At 35.3% G+C, this 20,161-nt stretch carries 27 protein-coding genes, 7 tRNA genes and 1 pseudogene; 25 read left to right on the forward strand and 10 right to left on the reverse strand.

The window, feature by feature from the left end:
* The 17 genes from map (at position 1) to CDOMF_RS00280 (ending at position 11,903) form a co-directional block, all read left to right on the forward strand.
* The gene (map, locus tag CDOMF_RS00200) at positions 1-759 is read left to right on the forward strand and encodes a type I methionyl aminopeptidase (protein ID WP_260951927.1); all 759 of its coding nucleotides are present in this window, start codon (positions 1-3) and stop codon (positions 757-759) included.
* Between the two features lie 133 nt (positions 760-892).
* Positions 893-1,111: a translation initiation factor IF-1 gene (gene infA, locus CDOMF_RS00205; protein ID WP_002943098.1), complete on the forward strand. Its 219-nt coding sequence runs from the start codon at positions 893-895 to the stop codon at positions 1,109-1,111.
* Positions 1,112-1,270: 159 nt separating this feature from the next.
* Entirely contained in the window at positions 1,271-1,384 is a 114-nt protein-coding gene (gene rpmJ, locus CDOMF_RS00210) for a 50S ribosomal protein L36 (RefSeq protein WP_170019511.1), read from the forward strand.
* Between the two features lie 3 nt (positions 1,385-1,387).
* Complete coding sequence (gene rpsM, locus CDOMF_RS00215; protein ID WP_170019509.1) at positions 1,388-1,756, forward strand: 30S ribosomal protein S13; 369 nt, start codon at positions 1,388-1,390, stop codon at positions 1,754-1,756.
* Positions 1,757-1,765: 9 nt separating this feature from the next.
* Positions 1,766-2,158, forward strand: coding sequence for a 30S ribosomal protein S11 (gene rpsK, locus CDOMF_RS00220; protein ID WP_170019507.1), 393 nt, complete (start codon positions 1,766-1,768; stop codon positions 2,156-2,158).
* A gap of 22 nt (positions 2,159-2,180) precedes the next feature.
* Positions 2,181-2,807, forward strand: coding sequence for a 30S ribosomal protein S4 (rpsD, locus tag CDOMF_RS00225; protein ID WP_260951928.1), 627 nt, complete (start codon positions 2,181-2,183; stop codon positions 2,805-2,807).
* Between the two features lie 14 nt (positions 2,808-2,821).
* Complete coding sequence (locus CDOMF_RS00230; protein WP_260951929.1) at positions 2,822-3,838, forward strand: DNA-directed RNA polymerase subunit alpha; 1,017 nt, start codon at positions 2,822-2,824, stop codon at positions 3,836-3,838.
* 11 nt (positions 3,839-3,849) lie between these two features.
* A complete protein-coding gene (gene rplQ / locus CDOMF_RS00235) occupies positions 3,850-4,206 on the forward strand; it encodes a 50S ribosomal protein L17 (protein WP_170019501.1) in 357 nt (118 codons plus the stop codon).
* Positions 4,207-4,382: 176 nt separating this feature from the next.
* Positions 4,383-4,652 (forward strand): NifU family protein, encoded by a 270-nt coding sequence (locus tag CDOMF_RS00240; RefSeq protein ID WP_170019499.1) that lies wholly within the window; start codon positions 4,383-4,385, stop codon positions 4,650-4,652.
* Positions 4,649-5,197 carry a histidine kinase gene (locus tag CDOMF_RS00245; RefSeq protein ID WP_260951930.1) on the forward strand — a complete coding sequence of 183 codons (549 nt, stop codon included), beginning with the start codon at positions 4,649-4,651 and terminating at the stop codon, positions 5,195-5,197. The genes CDOMF_RS00240 and CDOMF_RS00245 overlap by 4 nt, the downstream gene beginning before the upstream one ends.
* Positions 5,181-6,464, forward strand: a complete 1,284-nt coding sequence (locus CDOMF_RS00250; protein ID WP_260951931.1) for a UDP-N-acetylmuramoyl-L-alanyl-D-glutamate--2,6-diaminopimelate ligase — start codon at positions 5,181-5,183, stop codon at positions 6,462-6,464. The genes CDOMF_RS00245 and CDOMF_RS00250 overlap by 17 nt, the downstream gene beginning before the upstream one ends.
* A gap of 42 nt (positions 6,465-6,506) precedes the next feature.
* Positions 6,507-6,854 (forward strand): aspartate 1-decarboxylase, encoded by a 348-nt coding sequence (panD, locus tag CDOMF_RS00255; protein ID WP_169975282.1) that lies wholly within the window; start codon positions 6,507-6,509, stop codon positions 6,852-6,854.
* 91 nt (positions 6,855-6,945) lie between these two features.
* Entirely contained in the window at positions 6,946-7,254 is a 309-nt protein-coding gene (locus CDOMF_RS00260) for a YbaB/EbfC family nucleoid-associated protein (RefSeq protein ID WP_260951932.1), read from the forward strand.
* Positions 7,255-8,331 (forward strand): DUF7488 domain-containing protein, encoded by a 1,077-nt coding sequence (locus CDOMF_RS00265; RefSeq protein WP_260951933.1) that lies wholly within the window; start codon positions 7,255-7,257, stop codon positions 8,329-8,331.
* Positions 8,332-9,186 carry a polyprenyl synthetase family protein gene (locus tag CDOMF_RS00270; protein WP_260951934.1) on the forward strand — a complete coding sequence of 285 codons (855 nt, stop codon included), beginning with the start codon at positions 8,332-8,334 and terminating at the stop codon, positions 9,184-9,186.
* 9 nt (positions 9,187-9,195) lie between these two features.
* Positions 9,196-11,109, forward strand: a complete 1,914-nt coding sequence (gene tkt / locus CDOMF_RS00275; protein ID WP_260951935.1) for a transketolase — start codon at positions 9,196-9,198, stop codon at positions 11,107-11,109.
* On the forward strand, positions 11,109-11,903 hold the full coding sequence (locus CDOMF_RS00280) for an undecaprenyl-diphosphate phosphatase (RefSeq protein ID WP_260951936.1): 795 nt from the start codon (positions 11,109-11,111) through the stop codon (positions 11,901-11,903). The genes tkt and CDOMF_RS00280 overlap by 1 nt, the downstream gene beginning before the upstream one ends.
* 25 nt (positions 11,904-11,928) lie before the next feature.
* Here CDOMF_RS00280 and CDOMF_RS10820 read toward each other — a convergent pair whose 3' ends face one another.
* The 3 genes and pseudogenes from CDOMF_RS10820 to CDOMF_RS00295 all read right to left on the reverse strand — a co-directional run bounded on the left by CDOMF_RS10820 (position 11,929) and on the right by CDOMF_RS00295 (position 13,259).
* Positions 11,929-12,447 carry a CZB domain-containing protein gene (locus CDOMF_RS10820; protein ID WP_442863525.1) on the reverse strand — a complete coding sequence of 173 codons (519 nt, stop codon included), beginning with the start codon at positions 12,445-12,447 and terminating at the stop codon, positions 11,929-11,931.
* Between the two features lie 3 nt (positions 12,448-12,450).
* Positions 12,451-12,624 (reverse strand): annotated as a pseudogene (locus tag CDOMF_RS10825) (methyl-accepting chemotaxis protein); the annotation flags it as partial.
* 546 nt (positions 12,625-13,170) lie between these two features.
* Positions 13,171-13,259: transfer RNA gene (locus CDOMF_RS00295), tRNA-Ser, on the reverse strand.
* A 155-nt stretch (positions 13,260-13,414) separates the two neighbouring features.
* Between CDOMF_RS00295 and CDOMF_RS00300 the strand changes: the two genes are divergently transcribed.
* Positions 13,415-13,491, forward strand: a tRNA-Met gene (locus CDOMF_RS00300).
* Positions 13,492-14,391: 900 nt separating this feature from the next.
* Here the strand turns inward: CDOMF_RS00300 and CDOMF_RS00305 are convergent.
* From CDOMF_RS00305 to CDOMF_RS00335, 7 genes are all read right to left on the reverse strand, one after another.
* Positions 14,392-14,787, reverse strand: a complete 396-nt coding sequence (locus CDOMF_RS00305) for a hypothetical protein (RefSeq protein WP_260951937.1) — start codon at positions 14,785-14,787, stop codon at positions 14,392-14,394.
* A 67-nt stretch (positions 14,788-14,854) separates the two neighbouring features.
* Positions 14,855-15,394: a hypothetical protein gene (locus CDOMF_RS00310; protein WP_260951938.1), complete on the reverse strand. Its 540-nt coding sequence runs from the start codon at positions 15,392-15,394 to the stop codon at positions 14,855-14,857.
* Between the two features lie 156 nt (positions 15,395-15,550).
* Positions 15,551-15,640, reverse strand: a tRNA-Ser gene (locus CDOMF_RS00315).
* Between the two features lie 46 nt (positions 15,641-15,686).
* Positions 15,687-15,842, reverse strand: coding sequence for a hypothetical protein (locus CDOMF_RS00320; protein WP_169975297.1), 156 nt, complete (start codon positions 15,840-15,842; stop codon positions 15,687-15,689).
* 19 nt (positions 15,843-15,861) lie between these two features.
* A tRNA-Cys gene (locus CDOMF_RS00325) sits at positions 15,862-15,935 on the reverse strand.
* A gap of 9 nt (positions 15,936-15,944) precedes the next feature.
* Positions 15,945-16,031 (reverse strand) — tRNA-Leu (locus CDOMF_RS00330).
* Positions 16,032-16,050: 19 nt separating this feature from the next.
* Positions 16,051-16,125: transfer RNA gene (locus CDOMF_RS00335), tRNA-Gly, on the reverse strand.
* 108 nt (positions 16,126-16,233) lie between these two features.
* Between CDOMF_RS00335 and CDOMF_RS00340 the strand changes: the two genes are divergently transcribed.
* The 7 genes from CDOMF_RS00340 to CDOMF_RS00370 all read left to right on the forward strand — a co-directional run bounded on the left by CDOMF_RS00340 (position 16,234) and on the right by CDOMF_RS00370 (position 19,620).
* Positions 16,234-16,309 (forward strand) — tRNA-Ala (locus CDOMF_RS00340).
* Between the two features lie 212 nt (positions 16,310-16,521).
* Positions 16,522-17,148, forward strand: a complete 627-nt coding sequence (locus CDOMF_RS00345; protein WP_260951449.1) for an Arm DNA-binding domain-containing protein — start codon at positions 16,522-16,524, stop codon at positions 17,146-17,148.
* Entirely contained in the window at positions 17,114-17,773 is a 660-nt protein-coding gene (locus CDOMF_RS00350) for a tyrosine-type recombinase/integrase (protein ID WP_260951448.1), read from the forward strand. Before CDOMF_RS00345 ends, CDOMF_RS00350 begins: the two co-directional genes overlap by 35 nt.
* Before the next feature lie 277 nt (positions 17,774-18,050).
* Positions 18,051-18,278, forward strand: a complete 228-nt coding sequence (locus tag CDOMF_RS00355) for a helix-turn-helix domain-containing protein (protein ID WP_260951447.1) — start codon at positions 18,051-18,053, stop codon at positions 18,276-18,278.
* Positions 18,275-18,601 carry a hypothetical protein gene (locus tag CDOMF_RS00360; protein ID WP_260951446.1) on the forward strand — a complete coding sequence of 109 codons (327 nt, stop codon included), beginning with the start codon at positions 18,275-18,277 and terminating at the stop codon, positions 18,599-18,601. The genes CDOMF_RS00355 and CDOMF_RS00360 overlap by 4 nt, the downstream gene beginning before the upstream one ends.
* A complete protein-coding gene (locus tag CDOMF_RS00365; protein ID WP_260951445.1) occupies positions 18,589-19,125 on the forward strand; it encodes a hypothetical protein in 537 nt (178 codons plus the stop codon). Before CDOMF_RS00360 ends, CDOMF_RS00365 begins: the two co-directional genes overlap by 13 nt.
* Positions 19,126-19,389: 264 nt before the next feature.
* Positions 19,390-19,620 (forward strand): ribbon-helix-helix protein, CopG family, encoded by a 231-nt coding sequence (locus tag CDOMF_RS00370; protein WP_260951444.1) that lies wholly within the window; start codon positions 19,390-19,392, stop codon positions 19,618-19,620.
* The last annotated feature ends 541 nt before the right edge of the window (positions 19,621-20,161 follow it).

Genomic DNA, 20,161 nt, shown 5'->3' on the forward strand with positions numbered 1-20,161 from the left:
ATGGCAATTTCGCTTAAAAAACCGGCTGAAATTGAAAAGCTTCGAGCGGCAAATCAAATTGTCGCTCGCACGCTTGATTATGTTGAAAGCATTATAAAGCCGGGAATGTCGCTTCTTGAGATTGATAAAATTTGCGACGATATGATATGTGCTGCCGGTGCAAAGCCTGCATTTAAAGGACTTTACGGCTTTCCAAATGCCGCTTGTATAAGCTTAAACGAAGTAGTTATCCACGGAATCCCTGATAAAACGATTCTAAAAGAAGGCGATATAGTAGGTGTTGATATCGGCTCAAATTTAAATGGCTTCTTTGGCGACTCTGCTCGAACTTTTGCGGTTGGGCAAATTTCAAAAGAGGATGAGGCGCTGATAGCTTGCTCTAAAGATGCGCTTTACTTTGCGATTGACATCATAAGAGAGGGCATGCATTTTAAAGAGCTTAGTTATGAGCTTGAGAAATTTATCCTTGCAAGAGGGTTTGTGCCGCTTAGAGGATTTTGCGGACACGGCATAGGCAAGCGCCCACATGAAGAACCTGAAGTACCAAACTATTTAGAAGGCAACAACCCAAAAGCCGGACCAAAGATCAAAAACGGAATGGTTTTTTGTATAGAGCCTATGATATGCCAAAAAGACGGAACACCGGTTGTCGGAGGTGACAAATGGAAGGTAACTAGCAAGGATGGTTTGAGAACTAGCCATTATGAACACTGTGTGGCTGTGATTAACGGAAGAGCTGAAATTTTAAGTAAGGCATAAATTTATCGCCTAAGTTTTTACAATTTGCAAATCAAATTTTGTGAATTGTAAAATTTTAATTTGTGGTGAGTTAAAATTTTAAATTATTTATGTTGCTATCTTGCAACTGAAAATTTATGAGAGGAGGTAAATAGTGGCAAAAGACGACGTCATAGAGATTGACGGCAACGTGATAGAGGCTCTGCCGAATGCAACTTTTAAAGTCGAGCTTGACAATAAACATGTGATTTTATGTCATATTGCGGGTAAGATGAGAATGCATTATATCAAGATAATGCCGGGAGATCGCGTAAAAGTGGAACTCACGCCGTATAGTCTTGATAAGGGTAGAATAATTTATCGCCATAAGTAAATTAAAAGCTAAATTTGGCTAAAATCAGCCCTTTGCAACAAATGCTGTATGAAGAATTGTTTTCAAAGCCTACCACTTGTTTTGAAAATAGTTGGTTTAATCACTTCTTTAAACCTGATGCAGCCCTAAAAAAGTGGAATAAATTTTTAGGAGACTAAGATGAAAGTTCGTCCTTCTGTAAAGAAGATGTGTGACAAATGCAAAATTGTCAAACGTAAAGGCATAATTCACGTAATTTGTGAAAATCCAAAACATAAACAAAGACAAGGATAAAGAATGGCTCGTATCGCAGGTGTAGATTTACCGAAGAAAAAGAGAATAGAGTATGGCCTAACTTACATTTATGGTATTGGCCTTCACAAATCAAGACAAATTCTTACTGCTACAGGAATCTCTTATGATAAAAGAGTTCATGAGTTAAGCGAAGATGAAGCGGCAGCGATTCGCAAAGAGATCCAAGAGAACCATATGGTTGAGGGTGACCTTAGAAAGAGCGTTGCTATGGATATAAAAGCACTTATGGATCTTGGTAGCTACAGAGGTCTTCGCCACAGAAAGGGTCTTCCTGTTCGTGGTCAAAAGACTAAAACAAACGCTAGAACCAGAAAAGGTAAGCGTAAAACTGTTGGCGCTGCAACAAAATAAGGATAGATGATGGCAAAAAGAAAAGTAGTTAAAAAGAAAGTAGTAAGAAAAAGTATTGCCAAAGGTGTTGTTTATATAAGTGCAACTTTTAATAACACTATGGTTACGGTTACTGATGAAATGGGAAATGCTATAGCTTGGAGTAGCGCAGGCGCACTTGGCTTTAAAGGTAGCAAGAAATCAACTCCATATGCAGCTCAACAAGCGGTTGAAGACGCTATGAATAAAGCAAAAGAACATGGAATCAAAGAGGTGGGCATAAAGGTTCAAGGTCCGGGAAGCGGTAGAGAGACTGCTGTAAAAAGCGTAGGTGCGATCGAAGGCGTTAAAGTTGTATTCCTTAAAGATATAACTCCGCTTGCTCACAATGGTTGCAGACCACCAAAACGCCGCCGCGTGTAATTAGAAATTTAGGAGAATTATTATGGCAAGATATAGAGGACCTGTTGAAAAATTAGAAAGACGTCTTGGCGTAAGTTTGGCACTTAAAGGCGAGAGAAGATTGGCCGGTAAGTCAGCACTTGATAAGCGCCCTTATGCACCGGGACAACACGGACAAAGAAGAGCAAAGATTAGTGAATACGGCTTGCAACTAAGAGAGAAGCAAAAAGCTAAATTTATGTATGGAATTTCTGAAAAGCAATTTAGAAAACTGTTCCAAGAAGCAGCTAGAAGAGAAGGCAATACCGGTGCGCTTTTAGTTCAACTTTTAGAGCAAAGACTTGATAACGTAGTTTATAGAATGGGCTTTGCGACAACTCGCAGATTTGCTCGCCAGCTTGTAACTCACGGACATATTTTAGTAAACGGCAAGAAAGTTGATATCCCATCATACAGAGTTGATGCCGGCGCTAAAATCGAGATAGTAGAGAGATCAAAAAACAACCCTCAAATCGTTCGCGCTATTGACCTTACAGCTCAAACCGGAATCGTTTCTTGGGTTGATGTTGAAAAAGATAAGAAATTTGGAATTTTTACAAGAACGCCAGAAAGAGAAGAGGTTATCATTCCTGTTGAGGAAAGATTCATAGTAGAGCTTTATTCGAAATAATAAGGGGTGTAATAATGAAAAAAATTACTACATCAGCCTATATGCCGACTGAGATTTCAGTAGAGAGTATAAGCGAGAATGTTGCTAGAATAACAGCCTATCCCTTTGAGACAGGTTATGCGGTGACCCTAGCTCACCCTCTTCGCCGCCTTCTTTACAGTAGTACCGTAGGATTTGCTCCTACTGGTGTTAAGATAGAAGGCGTTGCGCATGAGTTTGACTCTATGCGCGGTATGCTTGAAGATGTTGCTCAATTTATTATAAATTTGAAGAATTTGCGATTCAAGCTTAAAAACGACTCTGAAAAAGAGATTGTAGAGTACTCTTTTAAAGGACCAAAAGAGATAAGCGGCAGAGATCTTGGCAGTGATTTGGTTGAGATCGTAAATCCTGACGCTTATTTGGCTACTATAAATGAGGATGCTGAACTTAAATTTTCGATCATTATACAAAAAGGTATAGGATATGTTCCTAGTGAAGAGATTCGCGAGGAGATGGAAGATGATTATATAGCCCTTGACGCTTTCTTTACACCTGTCAAAAAGGCTGTATATGAGCTTGAGAATGTTTTGGTTGAGGATAATCCTGACTACGAAAAGATAGTTTTTACAGTGACTACCGATGGTCAGGTTGGTGCAATCGAAGCGTTTAAGCATGCCATTGAGGCTATGTATCACCAGATGTCTGTATTTAAAGGTGTTTTAGATATTGATATCTCTGCACAGACTAGCGGTGCTATGGCTTCAGGAGAGCATGCCAAACTTCTTCAAAGTGTTGAAGATTTAAATTTAAGTGCTAGAAGCTTCAATTGCCTTGATAGAGCAGATGTTAGATTTATCGGCGAGCTTGCTTTAATGGATGAAAATGAGCTTAGAGATCTTAAAAATCTAGGCAAAAAATCTCTTGAAGAGATAAAGGCCGTAATGGAAGAGATTGGATATCCTATTGGAAGTAATGCTTTAGGCAGTAGCAAAGATCAGCTCAAAAAGAAGATAGCCGAGCTGAAAACACAAACCAGCCCAAAAGAATAAAAGGACAATAAATGAGACATAAACATGGTTATAGAAAATTAGGTAGAACGGCATCTCATCGTTCTGCATTGCTTAAAAATATGGCAATTGCAATAATAAAAAGTGAAAAGATCGAGACTACGCTACCAAAAGCAAAAGAGCTTAGAAGCTATATAGAAAAGCTTATTACAAGAGCCAGAAAAGGTGACAGTAATGCACATAGGGCAGTTTTTGCAAATTTGCAAGACAAAGAGACTACAAATAAGTTAGTAACCCAAATAGCTCCTAAATTCGCAGGACGCAACGGCGGATATACCAGAATAGTTAAAACTCGCGTTAGACGCGGTGACGCGGCTGAAATGGCTTATATAGAGCTAATTAGCGAATAACATTAGAGAGCAAAAGCTCTCTAATACACTTTTTTGTCTGGTTGATTTAAAATTTTTACTTTTATATTCTTTAAGAATAGACTCAGATTTGCCTAAATATCGCAAATTATTTTTCTTCATTTAAAATTTAATTTTGTCAAATATTGTATAATAATCCAAAAAATAAAAGGTGAGATATGATACCGTTTAGTGATGAAGAGCTTTTAAAGCCTGTTTCTACAAGTTTACAAAAAGTTATGCCTATGCTTGAGCGAGATGGTGGAGGACTCGAGCTTTTAGGCATTAAAAATGGCAAAATTTATGTTCGACTTACAGGTCATTGTCACGGCTGTGCAGCAAGCGGAACTACTTTAAAATACGGCATAGAAAGACAGCTTAGGATAGATATTCACCCTGAACTTGAAGTGATAAATATTCCTATTGGCGAAGAGGTTAATTTAGATTGATAGATTATAAAAAACTTGGTATCAAGGCCTTTTATAAAGGGCGATTTGATGAGGCGATGAACTATTTTTCGTTGGCTTATAATAAAAAAGAGGACAAGAGACTACTGTTTTTTATTATGCTTTGCTCTCTTGCTAAAAATAGATATGATGAGGCTATGATGCTCTTTGAAATTTTTAAGGTCAAAGAGAATGTGGGAATGAGTGGTGAGGATTTGGATGAAATTTTAGCCACTCTAGAGTCTAAATTTGAAGAGAAAGATGAGCTTGAAAGTCAAAATGCGATCAGCTATCATGATTTTATGCAGGCGGTTGCCAAAGAGGGTAGCTTTAAGAGCGTATTTGAAGATATTATGTTTTCTACCAGAGTTATGATAAGTAGCCGAGATGACTTTTTGCAATTTTTAGAAAATTTGATTAAAAACGATTTTATTGAGATGGGATTAAACTACATAGAAAGCGCTGCCTCTATTTTTGCCGGCGACGAGAGACTAAATGCGCTAATCGGCGAAATAAACAAAAGGCGCAAAAGTGAAGATTTACACTAAAGACTCATTTATAACAGACAATTCAAAAGAGTGCGAAAAAGGATGCTTTTTTGTTCGCACTCATACAAATTCAAAATTTATAGACTTAGCTATTGCTAATGGCGCTAAAGTCATAAGTTTAAGCGAATGTAAAGAGATTTTGGGGATTGATAAAAATATAAAAATCATAGGCATAACAGGAACAAACGGTAAAACTACAACTGCCGCAGCGATTTACTCATTATTGCTTGATCTTGGTTATAAATGTGGGCTTTGCGGCACGAGAGGCGCATTTGTTAATGATAAAAGGATTGATGAAAAGGCACTTACTACAAGTGAAATTTTGCGTACTATTAATTATTTAAAAGTTGCAAGCGAAGAGAAGTGCGAATTTTTCGTTATGGAGGTTAGTTCTCACGCCATAGACCAAAACCGTATAGAAAGTCTTGATTTCGCGATGAAAATTTTTACAAATTTGACACAAGATCACCTCGACTACCACCACACCTTCGAAGAATACGCGCGTGTTAAAAGCAGTTTTTTTGATGATGACACTTTAAAACTTATAAATATCGATGATGGAAATTTAAAATTTAACGTTAAAAACGCGCTTACTTATTCACTTAAAAAGCATGCAAATTTCACTCCTATCGCTTATGGATTAAAAAATGGCATCAATGCCATTGTCAAGACTCCAAAAGGCGAGCTTGAGATCGGCTCAAATTTGCAGGGTGAATTTAATCTTTACAATCTAATTGCGGCGATTGGTTGCGTAATGAGCTTAACGGATAAGAGTTGTAATGAGATATCGCGTGCAGTTAGTAATTTTGGCGGTGTTGAGGGTCGTATGGAAGTTGTTAGTGACAATCCTCTTGTTATTGTTGATTTTGCGCATACTCCAGATGGAATTGAAAAAGTCTTGAATGCACTTTGTCACTATGAGATTGTGGCGATCTTTGGAGCGGGAGGAGATAGAGATAATACAAAGCGTCCTAAAATGGGTGCAATGGTGCAAAGATTTGCAAAGCTTGCGATAGTGACTAGCGATAATCCAAGAAGCGAAGAGCCTATGGAGATAATAAAGCAAATTTGTGCGGGTATGAAGATGGATGATAGTGTGATTTGCGAACCCGATAGAAAAAAAGCCATTAAAATCGGACTTGAAAGCTTAAAAGGCGGGCAAATTTTAGTGATTTTAGGTAAAGGCGATGAGAGCTATCAGGAGATCAAAGGGATAAAATATCCGTTTAGCGATAAAGATGTTGTTTTACAGACTTTATCTCGCTAATTTTATCTATGACAAATAAATTTAAAATACAAAAGGTATAAAATGAGAATAGAGATTTTGGCTAGTAAAATTCATAGGGCAACGGTAAGCGATGCCAATCTAAACTATGTAGGCTCGATAGGAATTGATGAAAAATTGATGGAAGCGGCAAATTTAATAGAAAATCAAAAGGTTGAAATTCTAAATATAAATAACGGTGAGAGATTTTCTACTTATGTAATAAAAAGCGAAAAAGAAGGCGATATTTGCCTTAATGGAGCCGCTGCACGCAAAGTTTGTATAGGTGACAAGGTTATTATAGTAGCTTACGCAACAATGAAATTTAAAAAAGCTAAAAAATTTGAGCCTAAAATCGTGCATGTAAATGAGAAAAACCAAACAATATCCTAAAGTTTAGATACTCTGCAAACAGATCAAAAAATAAAACAAATTTATATAAGCTCAAATTTGATATAATCAGCCAAAACCAAAAGGATTTTTTATGTTTGAAGGACTTGATTTTTCTAAAATGGGTGAAATGCTCGAAGAAGTTCAAAGGAAAGCTCGTGAGCTTGAAAATGAAACTGCAAATCGCGAATTTAGTGTAAAGAGTGGCGGAGGGCTTGTTAGCGTAAGGGCTAATGGCAAGGGAGAGCTTCTGGATATCACTATAGACGATAGTCTACTTGAGGACAAAGAGAGTTTGCAAATTTTACTAATCAGTGCCGTAAATGACGTAATGGCAATGGTTGAAGAGAGTAAAAAGCATATGGCTTCTAAGATGTTAGGCGGATTTGTCGGAGGTGTATAGATGAGAAAAATTTTTCTTATTTTAACACTTTGTGCGATTGTTTTTGCCGCTCCTAGACCTACACAAGATGATTTTAACGCTTGCTTTGAAAAAAACTTACCAAGTATTGTGAATGTAAGCGGGAATAAAGGCATCGCGCTTAGCCCGAATTTAATAGCCGTTCCTAAAAATAGTCAAATGCCTATCAAAAACTATATCAAATTCGATCCATTTTTGGGACTTTATCTACTTGCATCGGATATCAAGCTTGAGCCAATTAGGATGAGCGATGATAACAATACTAAAAAGAGCGATTGGGTAAGCGTTACTAGCGATCTTAACGCGACTGTTTACGGACATGTCAAATCTCTTGGCGAAAGACTTGGAGAGCTTGATACTCTTACTTTTGATGTAAATGGCACAGGAGCACTTCTTGGTGTTTGTTGTAATATGCGCGGTATCGCAGTGGGCGGTAATAAATTTGTGCCAAGTAGATATCTAAAGCATTTTATCGCCTATCCTGATTTGTATTACGGAGATGTTGGAGCTAGCTTTGAGGTCATTAAGGATAAAATTTACGTAAAAAGCGTAGAAAGATTAGGTAGAGGCGCTGCTTTGATGATGGGCGATGAGATAGTAAGTATAAATGGCCAAAAATTTACCACTCTAAGAGAGCTAAATGAGAGAATTTTATTTGCCAAAAAGGGCGAAATTTTAAATTTTGAAATCATCAGAAATGAAGTAATCGAGAGGTTTGATATACCAGTTTCTAGCGAGTCAAACGCTCAAAATACTCAAAAGACAAATTTTAATGTTGATAAAACAGAGATAAAAAAAGAGTCTAAAGTAGTTAATACCGCCAGAGATTTTTTTAAGGCGCAAGGAATAACTCTTGATGATAAACTTGTAGTCAAAAAAGTTGATGAAGATTCTCAGGCTGCCGGATTTGGGATAAAACCTGGCGATAAGCTTATACAAATTAATCAAAATGAGGTTAAAAACTATAAGGATATTTTGAAATTTACGTCAAAAGAAAAAGGCGAATATATACTGCTTTTTCGACGTGAAGGTTTTGACTTCTTTTATAAAGTGCGCTAAATGAATGAAAATTTATTAAATGATTTTAAGAGTTTCTTGGCGAAAAATTTGCCGAGTGCTCCAAGCTTTCATCCGTATTTTGATGAGGCTTTAAAATATATGTTGCTTGCCGGAGGCAAACACTTTCGTGCGATGCTTTTATTAGGAGTTGTGAAAGCGCTTAAGCCCGAAGTTTTAAAGGATGCGTTTGGTGTGGCGCTTGGGTTTGAGATGATGCACACTTACTCTCTTATTCACGATGATTTGCCGGTAATGGATAATTCCCGGCTTCGCAGAGGCAAGCCGACACTTCATGTAAAATTTGATGAGGTTACTGCTGTTTTGGTTGGAGATGCTTTAAATACTCATGCCTTTTATCAAATTTCAAAGACTAATTTAAGCTCAGAAATTCGTATAAGATGCGTTGAAATTCTAAGTCAGAATGCCGGCGTTAGCGGAATGGTTTTGGGTCAGGCATTGGATTGCCACTTTGAAAACCAGAGGCTTGGATTGCAAGAGCTTACGTTTTTGCATTTGCACAAAACCGCTAAGCTAATTGCCGCAAGTTTAAAAGCCGGATGCGTAATAGCCGATATGAGCTATGAAGATAGCGAAAAAATCTACAAAGTCGGGCTTGATTTGGGACTTGCTTTTCAAATAGCCGATGATATTATAGATGCGACAAAGAGTGCCACTGAGGTCGGCAAACCTACAAATAATGACGGTGTGAAAAACTCGTTTACTAATCTGCTTGGCGTTAAAGGTGCTAAAGAGGCAAAAGACGAACTTATAGAAAAAATAGAAAACGAGCTAAAAAGCACTCATCTTGGAATTAAAGAGATAGTTGTAAATTTAATAGATAGACACTTGAGATAAAGGAAAAATATGCTAAAAAAACAGGCCGATACTATAAGATTTTTATGCGCCGATATGGTGCAAAAAGCAAATAGCGGACATCCTGGTGCACCAATGGGGCTAGCGGACGTGATGGTCGTGCTTATGAAATTTTTAAATCACAATCCAAAAAATCCAAATTGGCTAAATCGTGATAGACTCGTATTTAGTGGTGGTCACGCAAGTAGTTTGGTGTATAGCTTTTTGCATTTAAGCGGATATGATTTAAGTCTTGATGAGCTTAAAAAATTCCGCCAACTTGGCTCGCTTACTCCCGGTCATCCTGAGATTCATACTAAAGGTGTGGAGGTTGCAACTGGTCCGCTTGGACAAGGTGTGGCGAATGCCGTAGGATTTGCTATGGCTGCAAAATACGCTGCAAATTTGCTAAACGAACCAAATAATGAGGTAATAAATCATAAAATTTACTGTCTTTGCGGAGACGGCGATTTACAAGAGGGCATTAGCTATGAGGCCTGTGCTATAGCGGGAAATTTGAGTTTAAATAATTTGGTTTTGATATACGACTCAAATAATATCACAATAGAAGGCGATACAAGCATAGCTTGGAGCGAGGATGTAAAGGTTCGTTTTGAGGCTCAAGGTTGGGATGTGGCTCGTATAGATGGGCACGACTATGATCAGATTGAATTTGCACTTGAACAAGCTAAGGAAAGAGAAAAGCCTTATCTAATCATTGCAAATACACGTATAGCAAAGGGTGCCGGTGAGCTTGAGGGAAGCCATCATAGTCATGGTGCTCCGCTTGGAGAAGAGATTATAAGAGCCGCTAAAGAGGCTGCGGGGTTTGATCCTGGCTTAAAATTTACTATCGATGAAGATGTGTTGTTGCGTTTTAGAGCGGCTATTGAGAAAGGCGATTTGGCTGAGGCTTTATGGAATAAACAGGTTGAAAATTTAAGCAATGAGGGCAAAAAGCTTTTAAATTCACTTCTTAATCCTGAAATATCAAAGATAAATTTTCCTGATTTTGCAGGCAAAAAAGTAGCAACACGCGATAGTAACGGTGTGATAATAAATGAGATTGCAAAGGCTCTTCCTGGATTTATAGGCGGTTCGGCAGATCTTGCTCCGTCAAACAAAACCGAGTTAAAAGGTATGGGTGACTTCCCGAACGGACGCAATATACACTTTGGAATAAGAGAACATGCGATGGCTGCGATAAACAATTCATTTGCTAGATACGGGCTGTTTTTGCCTTTTTCGGCGACATTTTTTATCTTTAGCGATTATTTAAAACCAAGTGCAAGAATTGCCGCTTTAATGGGCGTAAAGCACTTCTTTATTCTTACTCACGACAGCATCGGAGTAGGAGAAGATGGTCCCACTCATCAGCCTATAGAGCAGCTTAGCACTCTTCGTGCGATGCCAAATTTTTATACCTTCCGTCCGGCAGACGGAAACGAGAACGTAGAATGCTGGAAAGTAGCTCTAAATTTAAATGCTCCATCGGCTTTCGTGCTATCTCGGCAAGGACTCGAGCCTCTTAATAGTGGTGAGTTTGGAAGCGTAGAAAAAGGAGCTTATCTTTTAAAATCTACGTCAGATGCGAAAATAACTCTTGTGGCAAGCGGAAGCGAAGTAAGTTTATGCGTAAAAACGGCAGACACTCTAAACGCTCTTGGTATAGGCGTAAATGTAGTTTCGGCACCATGCTTTGATCTGCTTTGCGAACAGCCAAAAGATTATGTAGATAAAATTTTAGATCCAGCCACAAATATAGTAGCTGTAGAGGCTGCAAGTGCGCTAGAGTGGTATAAATTTGCAGATATTGTTTATGGAATGAAGAGTTTTGGCGAGAGTGGCAAAGCGGATGATCTGTTTGATTATTTTGGATTTAGCCCTGAAAAACTGGTCAAATTTATCAAAGATTTAGTTAAATAATGGATTTTTTGCAGGTTATTGTTCTTGCTCTTGTTCAAGGCATAAGCGAATTTTTGCCTATATCAAGCTCGGCACATTTGGTACTTGTACCAAAGTTGCTTGGTTGGCAAGATCAAGGCTTAGCCTTTGATGTGGCGGTTCATGTCGGAACACTAACCGCAATCTTATTTTATTTTAAAGATAGTCTCAAAAAGCTTTTGGCTGATTTTTTTGCTTCAATAATGCAGCGAAAAAAAGTTGGAGATAGTACTCTTGTCTGGTCTGTCGGCTTTGCAACATTGCCGGTAGGGCTATGCGGACTAGCTCTTAATGATATTATCGAACAGTATGCCAGAAGTGGCATTATTATCGCTATTACTACTATTTTATTTGCTTTAGTATTGTTTATCGCGGATAAAAATCACGGATTGAAAAGCGAATATGATATGACAATCAAGCTTGCATTTATCATAGGTTTGGCTCAAGCCATAGCTTTAATCCCTGGCGTTTCTCGCTCGGGCATTACTATGAGTGCAGCTTTGCTTTTAGGATTTAATAGAACCGCTAGTGCAAATTTCTCTTTTTTAATGTCCATTCCTGTTATTTTGCTTGCAGGATTGCTTGAAACCGTAAAGCTTGCAAACTCTCCTTGTCATATCTCTTGGAGTGATTTAATATTGGGGACTGTAATCAGTGGAGTTAGCGCCTATATATGCGTGAAACTTTTTGTGGTTTTAATATCAAAGATGAGTATGTTACCTTTTGTAGTATATCGCCTTGTGTTGGGCGTATTTTTAATAGCTGTTTTTGTATAGATTGGCGGCGATTATGCCGCCTAATTTATTTTTGTAGTTTTTCTTGAAGCATCTCGTCAAATAGATTAAATAGAATTTGAGAAGACTCTTCGGCTTTTTTGAAATTTTCTATAATTTGAGGGATTGTAATCTTATTTTCACTCATCGCAACTAAAGAGTTGTTTATCTGCTTATGGACATTTGCGTGAGGCTCTTGAAGCTTTTTAAATGATGTGGTTTGCCCAAAAATCTCTTTGCCGGCACTATCGTACCATTTACCAAGCCTACAATTAAAATGATCTGTCATTGCCGACCAATCAGCCTTAAGAATGTGGTCGTATCCATTGAATTTAAAAATTATATGGTCTGTTTTTGCTAGAGTTATGAAAATTTCATAGTATAGCTGCTCTGTTTCGCCTTGAAATTTAATAAGTTCGCCATGAAGTTCGTCAAATAAACTTTTAAAGCTATATATGCTTTCATTTGAATTTAAAGATATTTTTTCTATTTCTTCACTTTGAACAAACATATCGTTCGCATTTTGTTTTAACAAATTTACGTTCATCTCAACTTCTGCTGTTGCTTTTTGTGTTCTTTCGGCTAGTTTTCTTACTTCGTCCGCAACTACCGCAAAACCTCTTCCATGCTCCCCTGCTCTTGCCGCTTCTATAGCAGCATTAAGGGCGAGTAGATTAGTTTGATCGGATATATCTTTAATCAAATTTATAACACTTGTTATTTCGTCTACGCTTTTATGCAGTCCTTCTGCTGTCTCACGAGATTTATTTGAAGACTCTGTGATATGCGAAATTGAGTTAATTATTCCGTTTGATTCGGCTTGCAGCCTATCTATTGTTCTTGCATTTTTTATACTACTTTGAGATAGATCTTTAATCCTTGTTATCTCTTGAATATTTTTTTGCACTGCCGCTAGACCTACTTTTGCGCCATCGATAATACTTCTAGCCATAATATTGTCTTCATTATTTTCTTGGCTTGACGATTTGTTTACTACTGAAATTTCATCTCGCAATCTTGAGTTCTCTTCAGTAAGACTTTGATTTTCTTGTTGAAGCTTTTTAATTTGCTCCTTTAACACCTCTATTTCTTGTGTGTTTTTGTTTCCAAAAAACATAATTGCACCTTTCTATACGCAATAATGACTTTCGGTCTTTATTATTGTGTGGATTTATTTTTATTAATTTTATTAAATTTACTCTTATAAAATATTAAATAAAGATAAATAAAAATTGAAAATACGATATAAATTTGTTTTGTATTAGTAAAGTGGCAGACAGGATGGGATTTGAACCCACGAAGGCTATTAACCTTACACGCGTTCCAGGCGTGCTCCTTCAACCACTCGGACACCTGTCTATAAAAGCAAAAATTATAACAGAAAATTTATAAGTAGTAGCTTATGATATATATTTTAGTGAATCAATTATCAGTGTTTGTGACAAAAAAAATGCAGAATTTATATCCATATAAGCAATAGTGTAATATAATGCGCATTTCTAACTAAAATAAGTGTCAAGGTAGCTCAGCTGGTTAGAGCGCTGGTCTCATAAGCCGGAGGTCGAGAGTTCAAGTCTCTCTCTTGACACCAATAATACCCTATTTTTAGTGCTTTTGAACGCTAGCCTAGCATTTTCCTTTCTATTCTATTGAAATTTTTTAAGATATTGCAATAAATTTTCTTAAAGTATGAAAAAATTTTATAAAATAATGTATGCTTTTTATCAGAAATAATTGATTATGCAAAAACTACTAGATGTAACGAGCGTGCAGTTGTAATAAGATTATTATTAAAACTCTTGATAATACGATTAGCAATCTATATGATTTATTCATAATGATAGAAAAATGATAGAAAACTTTACTTCTTCTTAACGTATAATATAGAATTATGAAGCAAGTAAAAACTCTAATATATCTATAATATACTAGAGTTTTTTGGAACAAGAGAAATTACCGCTCTCAGCCAAAAGACCGCCGCTACACTCATCGCCTTTGGCGATATCGTTGCCCCCCCGCTGGTACTATTGCCTGCTACGCAGCCAAAGTAGCAAGGGTTCGCCGCTGGCTAAATATCGAACTTTCCTCCGTTTCCCTGCCGGGACATCGTAGCACTCTCTCAAAAAACGATCAAGGGCGTCGCTTTTTTTCAAAAAGCTCGTAGATAGCCTTACGGCCACCCTTGACATTCACTAAGCTCTCCACGAGAAAAACGCCTATTGTTGGTAATGTTTTTTAGTTTTTATCTCATTTATATTATAGTTTGGATCAAATATTATAATGGCTTTGTCTATAACAGACAGTTCATCTTGCAAAATAGATACAATCTCTTGATAATGTTTTATTTGTTCTTTAATTTCGGAGTATTTAGATACAAGAGCCGATATTGAGTGAGACTCTACTCCGCTTCTAGCCTTTCAAGAACTGCTATAATAGATTCTTTACAGTAAATATTTTTATAGCTTAAAAAGAAATATCTCTTATTTAAAAGCTATGACAGAATTTTAGCCTCTTTTGTAATGAAAGTCTTGTGTGTTCTGCTACATAATAGCGCTTTTTTGGACTCATTTTCTAATATACTAAAAAATCTATTAATCTCTTTTTTGGGCATTAGACTATAAGTTATGGCTGTCATTGCTAAAGAAGATGGATTAAGTTTTATAAAGTCGCTATGATTGGGTTTATAATAAATTCCTTTTTCATCTTTTCCTTTCATGAATAATTTTGGAAAAACTGACTCTATAGTATCAAAATACCTAACTATATTTCTTTCGCTCATATTCCAATTCATCTCTTCATTTAATCTTTTTACGTAAATAGTTTGGTTTTCATTTAGTTTTTTAAAAATATAGAGAATATTTTCTGCAGAAAGTATTTTACTAGACATTAAAATTTCCTTTGTCATAATTCTATCATATTATGACACAATATGTCTGTAAAATAGCTATTTTGAATTAACAAATACATAAAATTTCATATATAAAGACTTTCAAAAAATCAAAATGTATCCACAACACTACACGCTTATAGTACCTGCCATTTTTAGTATTTTGCTTCTTTGTTTCATTTTGTATATATCTAATTGCTATTTCCTTGAAGTTTGGTTCTTTTATGTATAAAGCTTTAGCCTCTTCTTTTTGTTTAGGCTCAATATATATTTGTTCTTTACTTGCTTCTTCAGGTGAATAAAAATTTCTAATAACTCTTTCAAATAGTTCCCTGTATTCAGTTATATAAAGAGGCTTTGTATCTTTGATACTTCTTTGCCTATTACGCATTTGGCTTCTTATTGCCCCATTATGATTATTATTAGTTTTACAACCACGCTTTTTGCCTGCTTGACTTTTTAGTTTTATGGTGATAGTTCTAGCTATATCGGCATCCTCTGTAAATAAACAGTATTTAACAGTTATTTTTTGGTCATCTTTTAATGCTGTATCAAAGTAGTAATAGTTTGGTCTATTTTTAATTTTAGTTATGAGTTTAGAATTCATAATGAACTCCTGATCCCAACTCAAGTTTATGTAGCAAAATAGCTGTTTTTCTGTAACAATTTTAAATTGTCCAAATTTTTAGGCGAATTTTTTAAATTGTAATAAAAAACAAAGTATTGAAAAATGGAGTATTTATTAAGTTTTTGTGGTAGTATATGGCCGGGAGATAGGGATTCGAACCCCAGGAGGCTTTCACACCTCAACGGTTTTCAAGACCGCCGCTTTCGACCGCTCAGCCATCTCCCGAAAATTAGATTGTAATTATAGCTAATTTTTCTTAAAATCGCTATAGTTATTCAGTTTTTTCCTTGACGTAAGTAGCACCTTCGTTTACTTTTTCTTTTGACCACTCCACTGCATTGTTTGTGTCTTGTTTAACGCCACTCCATGTGTTTGAGCAACCAGCCATCAAAAATACTGCAGATAAAAGAACTAAAAGATAACGCATATTTTCTCCTTATGTCGTTTGGAGGCGACACCCGGATTCGAACCGGGGGTAAAAGCTTTGCAGGCTTCTGCCTTACCACTTGGCCATGTCGCCCTTAGCTTATGGTGCCCGGAACCGGACTTGAACCGGTACAGTAAAAATTACCGAGGGATTTTAAGTCCCTTGCGTCTACCATTCCGCCACCCGGGCATAAATTTTAAAAAATTGATGGAGCGGGAAACGAGATTCGAACTCGCGACCCCAACCTTGGCAAGGTTGTGCTCTACCCCTGAGCTATTCCCGCATTTTAAAAGTGTAATTTTATCCCAACTATGCTTAAAAAAATATTTTATTTTGTTAAAAAATTAAATTTATTGTAAGTAAAATGTGTATATAATCTCAAAACACTTTTGGGGTTATAGCTCAGCTGGGAGAGCGCTTGAATGGCATTCAAGAGGTCGGCGGTTCGATCCCGCTTAACTCCACCATTTAAACTTTCTTTAAGTTTCAATCCCTTCTTTTTAATTCTGTTAAATGCCTTACTTAAGGGCTTTACAGCATTTTTGATTTCCAATTAGTTGCTTTGATTACCCTTTGTGCTATAATTGTTTCTGATTAATTTAGGGACTAATTAAGGGACTTTTTTAATTCTGGGACTTTTGTAAAAAACATAAGAAAACATGAAAACGAAAGGAATTAAATGGCAAACATCTCTAAGGCAAATCTTCAAGATAAAGATATTAGAAAACTGCAACCTCCAAAATCTAAAAAGAAAATAGCTGTAGGAAATCCCAAAGAGTTATATTTGTGGCTTAATCCAAGCGGTAAGAAAACATTCTTTATAAGAACAAAGGATGATAAGTCGCTTACAATAGGTGAGTTTAGAGAAGGTATTTATAGTGTAAGCGAAGCAAGGATAGACGCCGTAAAACTACTAAAAGAGCTTGAAAGCGGTAAGGATATAGATACCATTAAAGGCAAGAATGATAAGTATAAATTTAAAAGTCTATTTAATATATACATAGAGCAAAAACAGAAAAACGGTATTAGCCAGACTTATCTAAAAAAGATTATTCAGATGAACAATCTTTATATACTTCCTAAATTTGGCGAGAGAGATGTAAAAAATATAAAGTATAGCGAACTTTTAGAGGTCTTTAATGCCATTTTTAACCCTAGTAATCCTAAAACAAGTCGTCTTGAGACAATACACCGCCTTATAAACCACTTGCATAATGTTTTTTCAATGGCTATCAAAGATAGATATATAGATCATGATCCAAGCTTTAGACTTGAAAAAGAATTTCCTACAATCAAGTCGTTTTAATTTAAAAAATCAAATAGATACAAGATATGCCGCGCTAACTACTGATGATGGGATAAGAGAGTTTTTAAAAGACTTAAAATTAGATAATAAAATGCAGCTTCAAACTAAGCGTGCCATCTATCTTCAAATTTTATGTGTCAACCGTCCGATTAATACAGCTCAAGCAAAATGGGCTGATATTGATATGCAAAACGCAGTATGGACTATACAAGCAAACGAGATGAAGACAGGATTTATGCATAAAGTCGCACTAAGCAAGCAAGTAGTTGCTATTCTAAAAGAACAGCAACTTTTTAGCGGAGATATGAAATTTGTATTTCCAAGCCTAAATAAGGATGGTCATATCCATAGAGACGCAATCAGTAAGGCAATAAGAAATATGGGAGAAAAAGATAAATATAAATGTGTTGCTACCTCTCACGGCTTTAGGGCTACTTTTAGGACTATTTGCTCTGTAAATAAAGCAGAACTTTATAAATTAGGAATAACAGAGGAAGCTATAGAGAGTGTTTTAGCCCATAAAGAATTTAATCAGATTAAATATGCATATGAGAGAGAAAAAGCAACAATGGATCAAAAACATAAGCTAATGCAGTGGTACAGCGATTATTTGTTTAGTTTATAGCACCTTAAGCAAAAATTAAATTATCAATAAAATTATATAAATTTTAATAGTAAAGCCGAATTTTAAGGCTTTACTATACAAAAATACTTTCTTAAATTATAACTCAAATATTACTAATTTTTTAAAAAAATCTAATTATAATACAATCTTTTTAATTAAAAAATACTTAAATAATATTATATGTAACTAAATATATTCAATATGTTACATTTTGATTCAGGTTTTTAGGAAATAAAAATAATATACTTCTATCAAAAATCATTTAAAAGGAATTTTTATGACTTTAAAAGAAATTTATGCAAAAGATAACGAGGTAGCAGAGATGATAGGCGTAAGTAAGAATACTCTAGCTAAATGGAGAATGTTTAAAAGCAATGGGCCGAAGTTGGCTTTTGTCAAAATCGGTCGTAATATACTATATAAACGTGACTCAATAAAACAATGGCTGGAAGATAATGAAAGAATTGATACAAAGAATTTAAAACTGATAAAGGATTCTAAATGAAAAAATACAGTAAAGAACAACTTGAGAGAGAGCTTGAAGATTTTTTGTCTTTAGGCGCTAAGCATATTATCAAACAAAAATACTCGGAAATATTCTTTTCTAGACCTATGAGCCTTAAAAAACTCAAGGAGTTCATAGAGAGCAAGCTATCTTTGAAAGTATCAGAAAAAGAGTTAAAAGCATGGAAAGAGGAGTACGAAACAAATCGGTCAAAAAATCAAAATCAAAACATAGACAATCAGAATAGTAATACACAAAAACAACAGATATTAATAAATGATGATAGCACTAATCAAGAGGAGGTTGATTCATGGCAATCATAATGAATCAATCCTCAACCAAAGAGGCGGCAACTGCAAATTTTGCTCTAGAAAAATCTGTCCTTGAAGCTCAAAAAGCTAAAGAAGAAATCTTAAAAACAATCAATAAGATGGACCAAAAAGCAAGCAACATCACAAAAGAGATCGAAATAAAAACAAATGCTTCTGTTAAAAATATAATGGTGGCTAAAGACGAAATCGTAAAGGCTCAAAATTCATTCAATAAAACAAGCCAAGCAATAAAAAATACAATGCCCATATCAACTATCGTTGCAGGAGTTTTTGGTGGATTGGTTCTAGTATTAATGTTATCATCTTTTTGGATAGTGCCTATAGCGTACAAAAGTTTAACTTACAGCTCTCAGATTCAGGAACAAGAAGAGCAGATTAGCAATCTTATAATATATTTGAAGGCAGAAAAAGAAGATATTTTTAATATTGAACAATTTGTCATATATCTATTTGATAACGATATTGGTAGAGCCAAAGCTGAATATAAAAAATGGCTTAGCAAAAATGAAAAATAATCTATCAATTCTTGCATATAGGATAAATAGCCTGATACATATATGTGGGTACATCCGTCCTCCACATATATTCAGGCTCTTGCAGAGGGCTATTACAAAAAATAAGTCAAGTTTGCAGACTTGCTAACTATTTTTTGTAATTCATATGTGTTGTTTTATCCGCCTATGCTCGCGCATAAATGGATAAAACTTACCGGCTTGTCCATTTCTACGCTAACGCTACGAAACGGAACCTAAGCCTTAGTATATTTTTTTGGATATTATATGTTGAATAGTTTTACAAAAGACAGAGAAATTAAAATCAGAATTTCAAAACAATTCGATGAAATTTTAGCTGTAAAATGTAATAAATCAGGACCTACAAAGTCTGAGTTTATTCGTCAAAGCGTTATGAACTCAGACGTAAAAGTGATCCAAAGATCATCAAATCATGTATTGGATGACGAGACTAGATTTCTTTTTTTCGGAATAGCTAACATTTGTTATTTCATCTAAGACTTTTATATTGTTCTTTACCATAATTTCTTTTATATATCTTAGCATAATCGTTAAGTCATCAAGAACTTTAAAATCTTTTAATATATCATTACTCTTTAGTATTTTTTCGTTTAAATTAGAATAGTTGTCAAAGAGTTGAAAGCTTTTATTCTCAAAATATCTCAATTTTAAAAGCCTATTTCTTTTTATAAAGTTATCATTTGAGTTATTTCTAAAAAGATTACACATCTTTAAAAGTCTTTTTTGTAATGATTTTAATTCATCATATAGTTCATCTCTCGCTATATAGAAAGTAATAATTTTATTTTAATTATTCTTTGCGATTTCATCTTTGAGTGTTTTATCAATAGAGTTGAAAGAATTATTGTTGATATAGTTCTCTAGCTGGTATTTACTTTTTACTGTTTGAAAAAATCTATTTTTATTAAAATACACAACAAGAAAGTATCCGATTGCTAAAACTATAACTCCATACAAAACATAAATATACATTACTTTCCTTTCTTTATATAACTTATAATGGAAATTTAACATATTA

Origin of the sequence: Campylobacter sp. RM16187 (assembly GCF_025319965.1) — a bacterium.
Classification (GTDB): domain Bacteria; phylum Campylobacterota; class Campylobacteria; order Campylobacterales; family Campylobacteraceae; genus Campylobacter_A.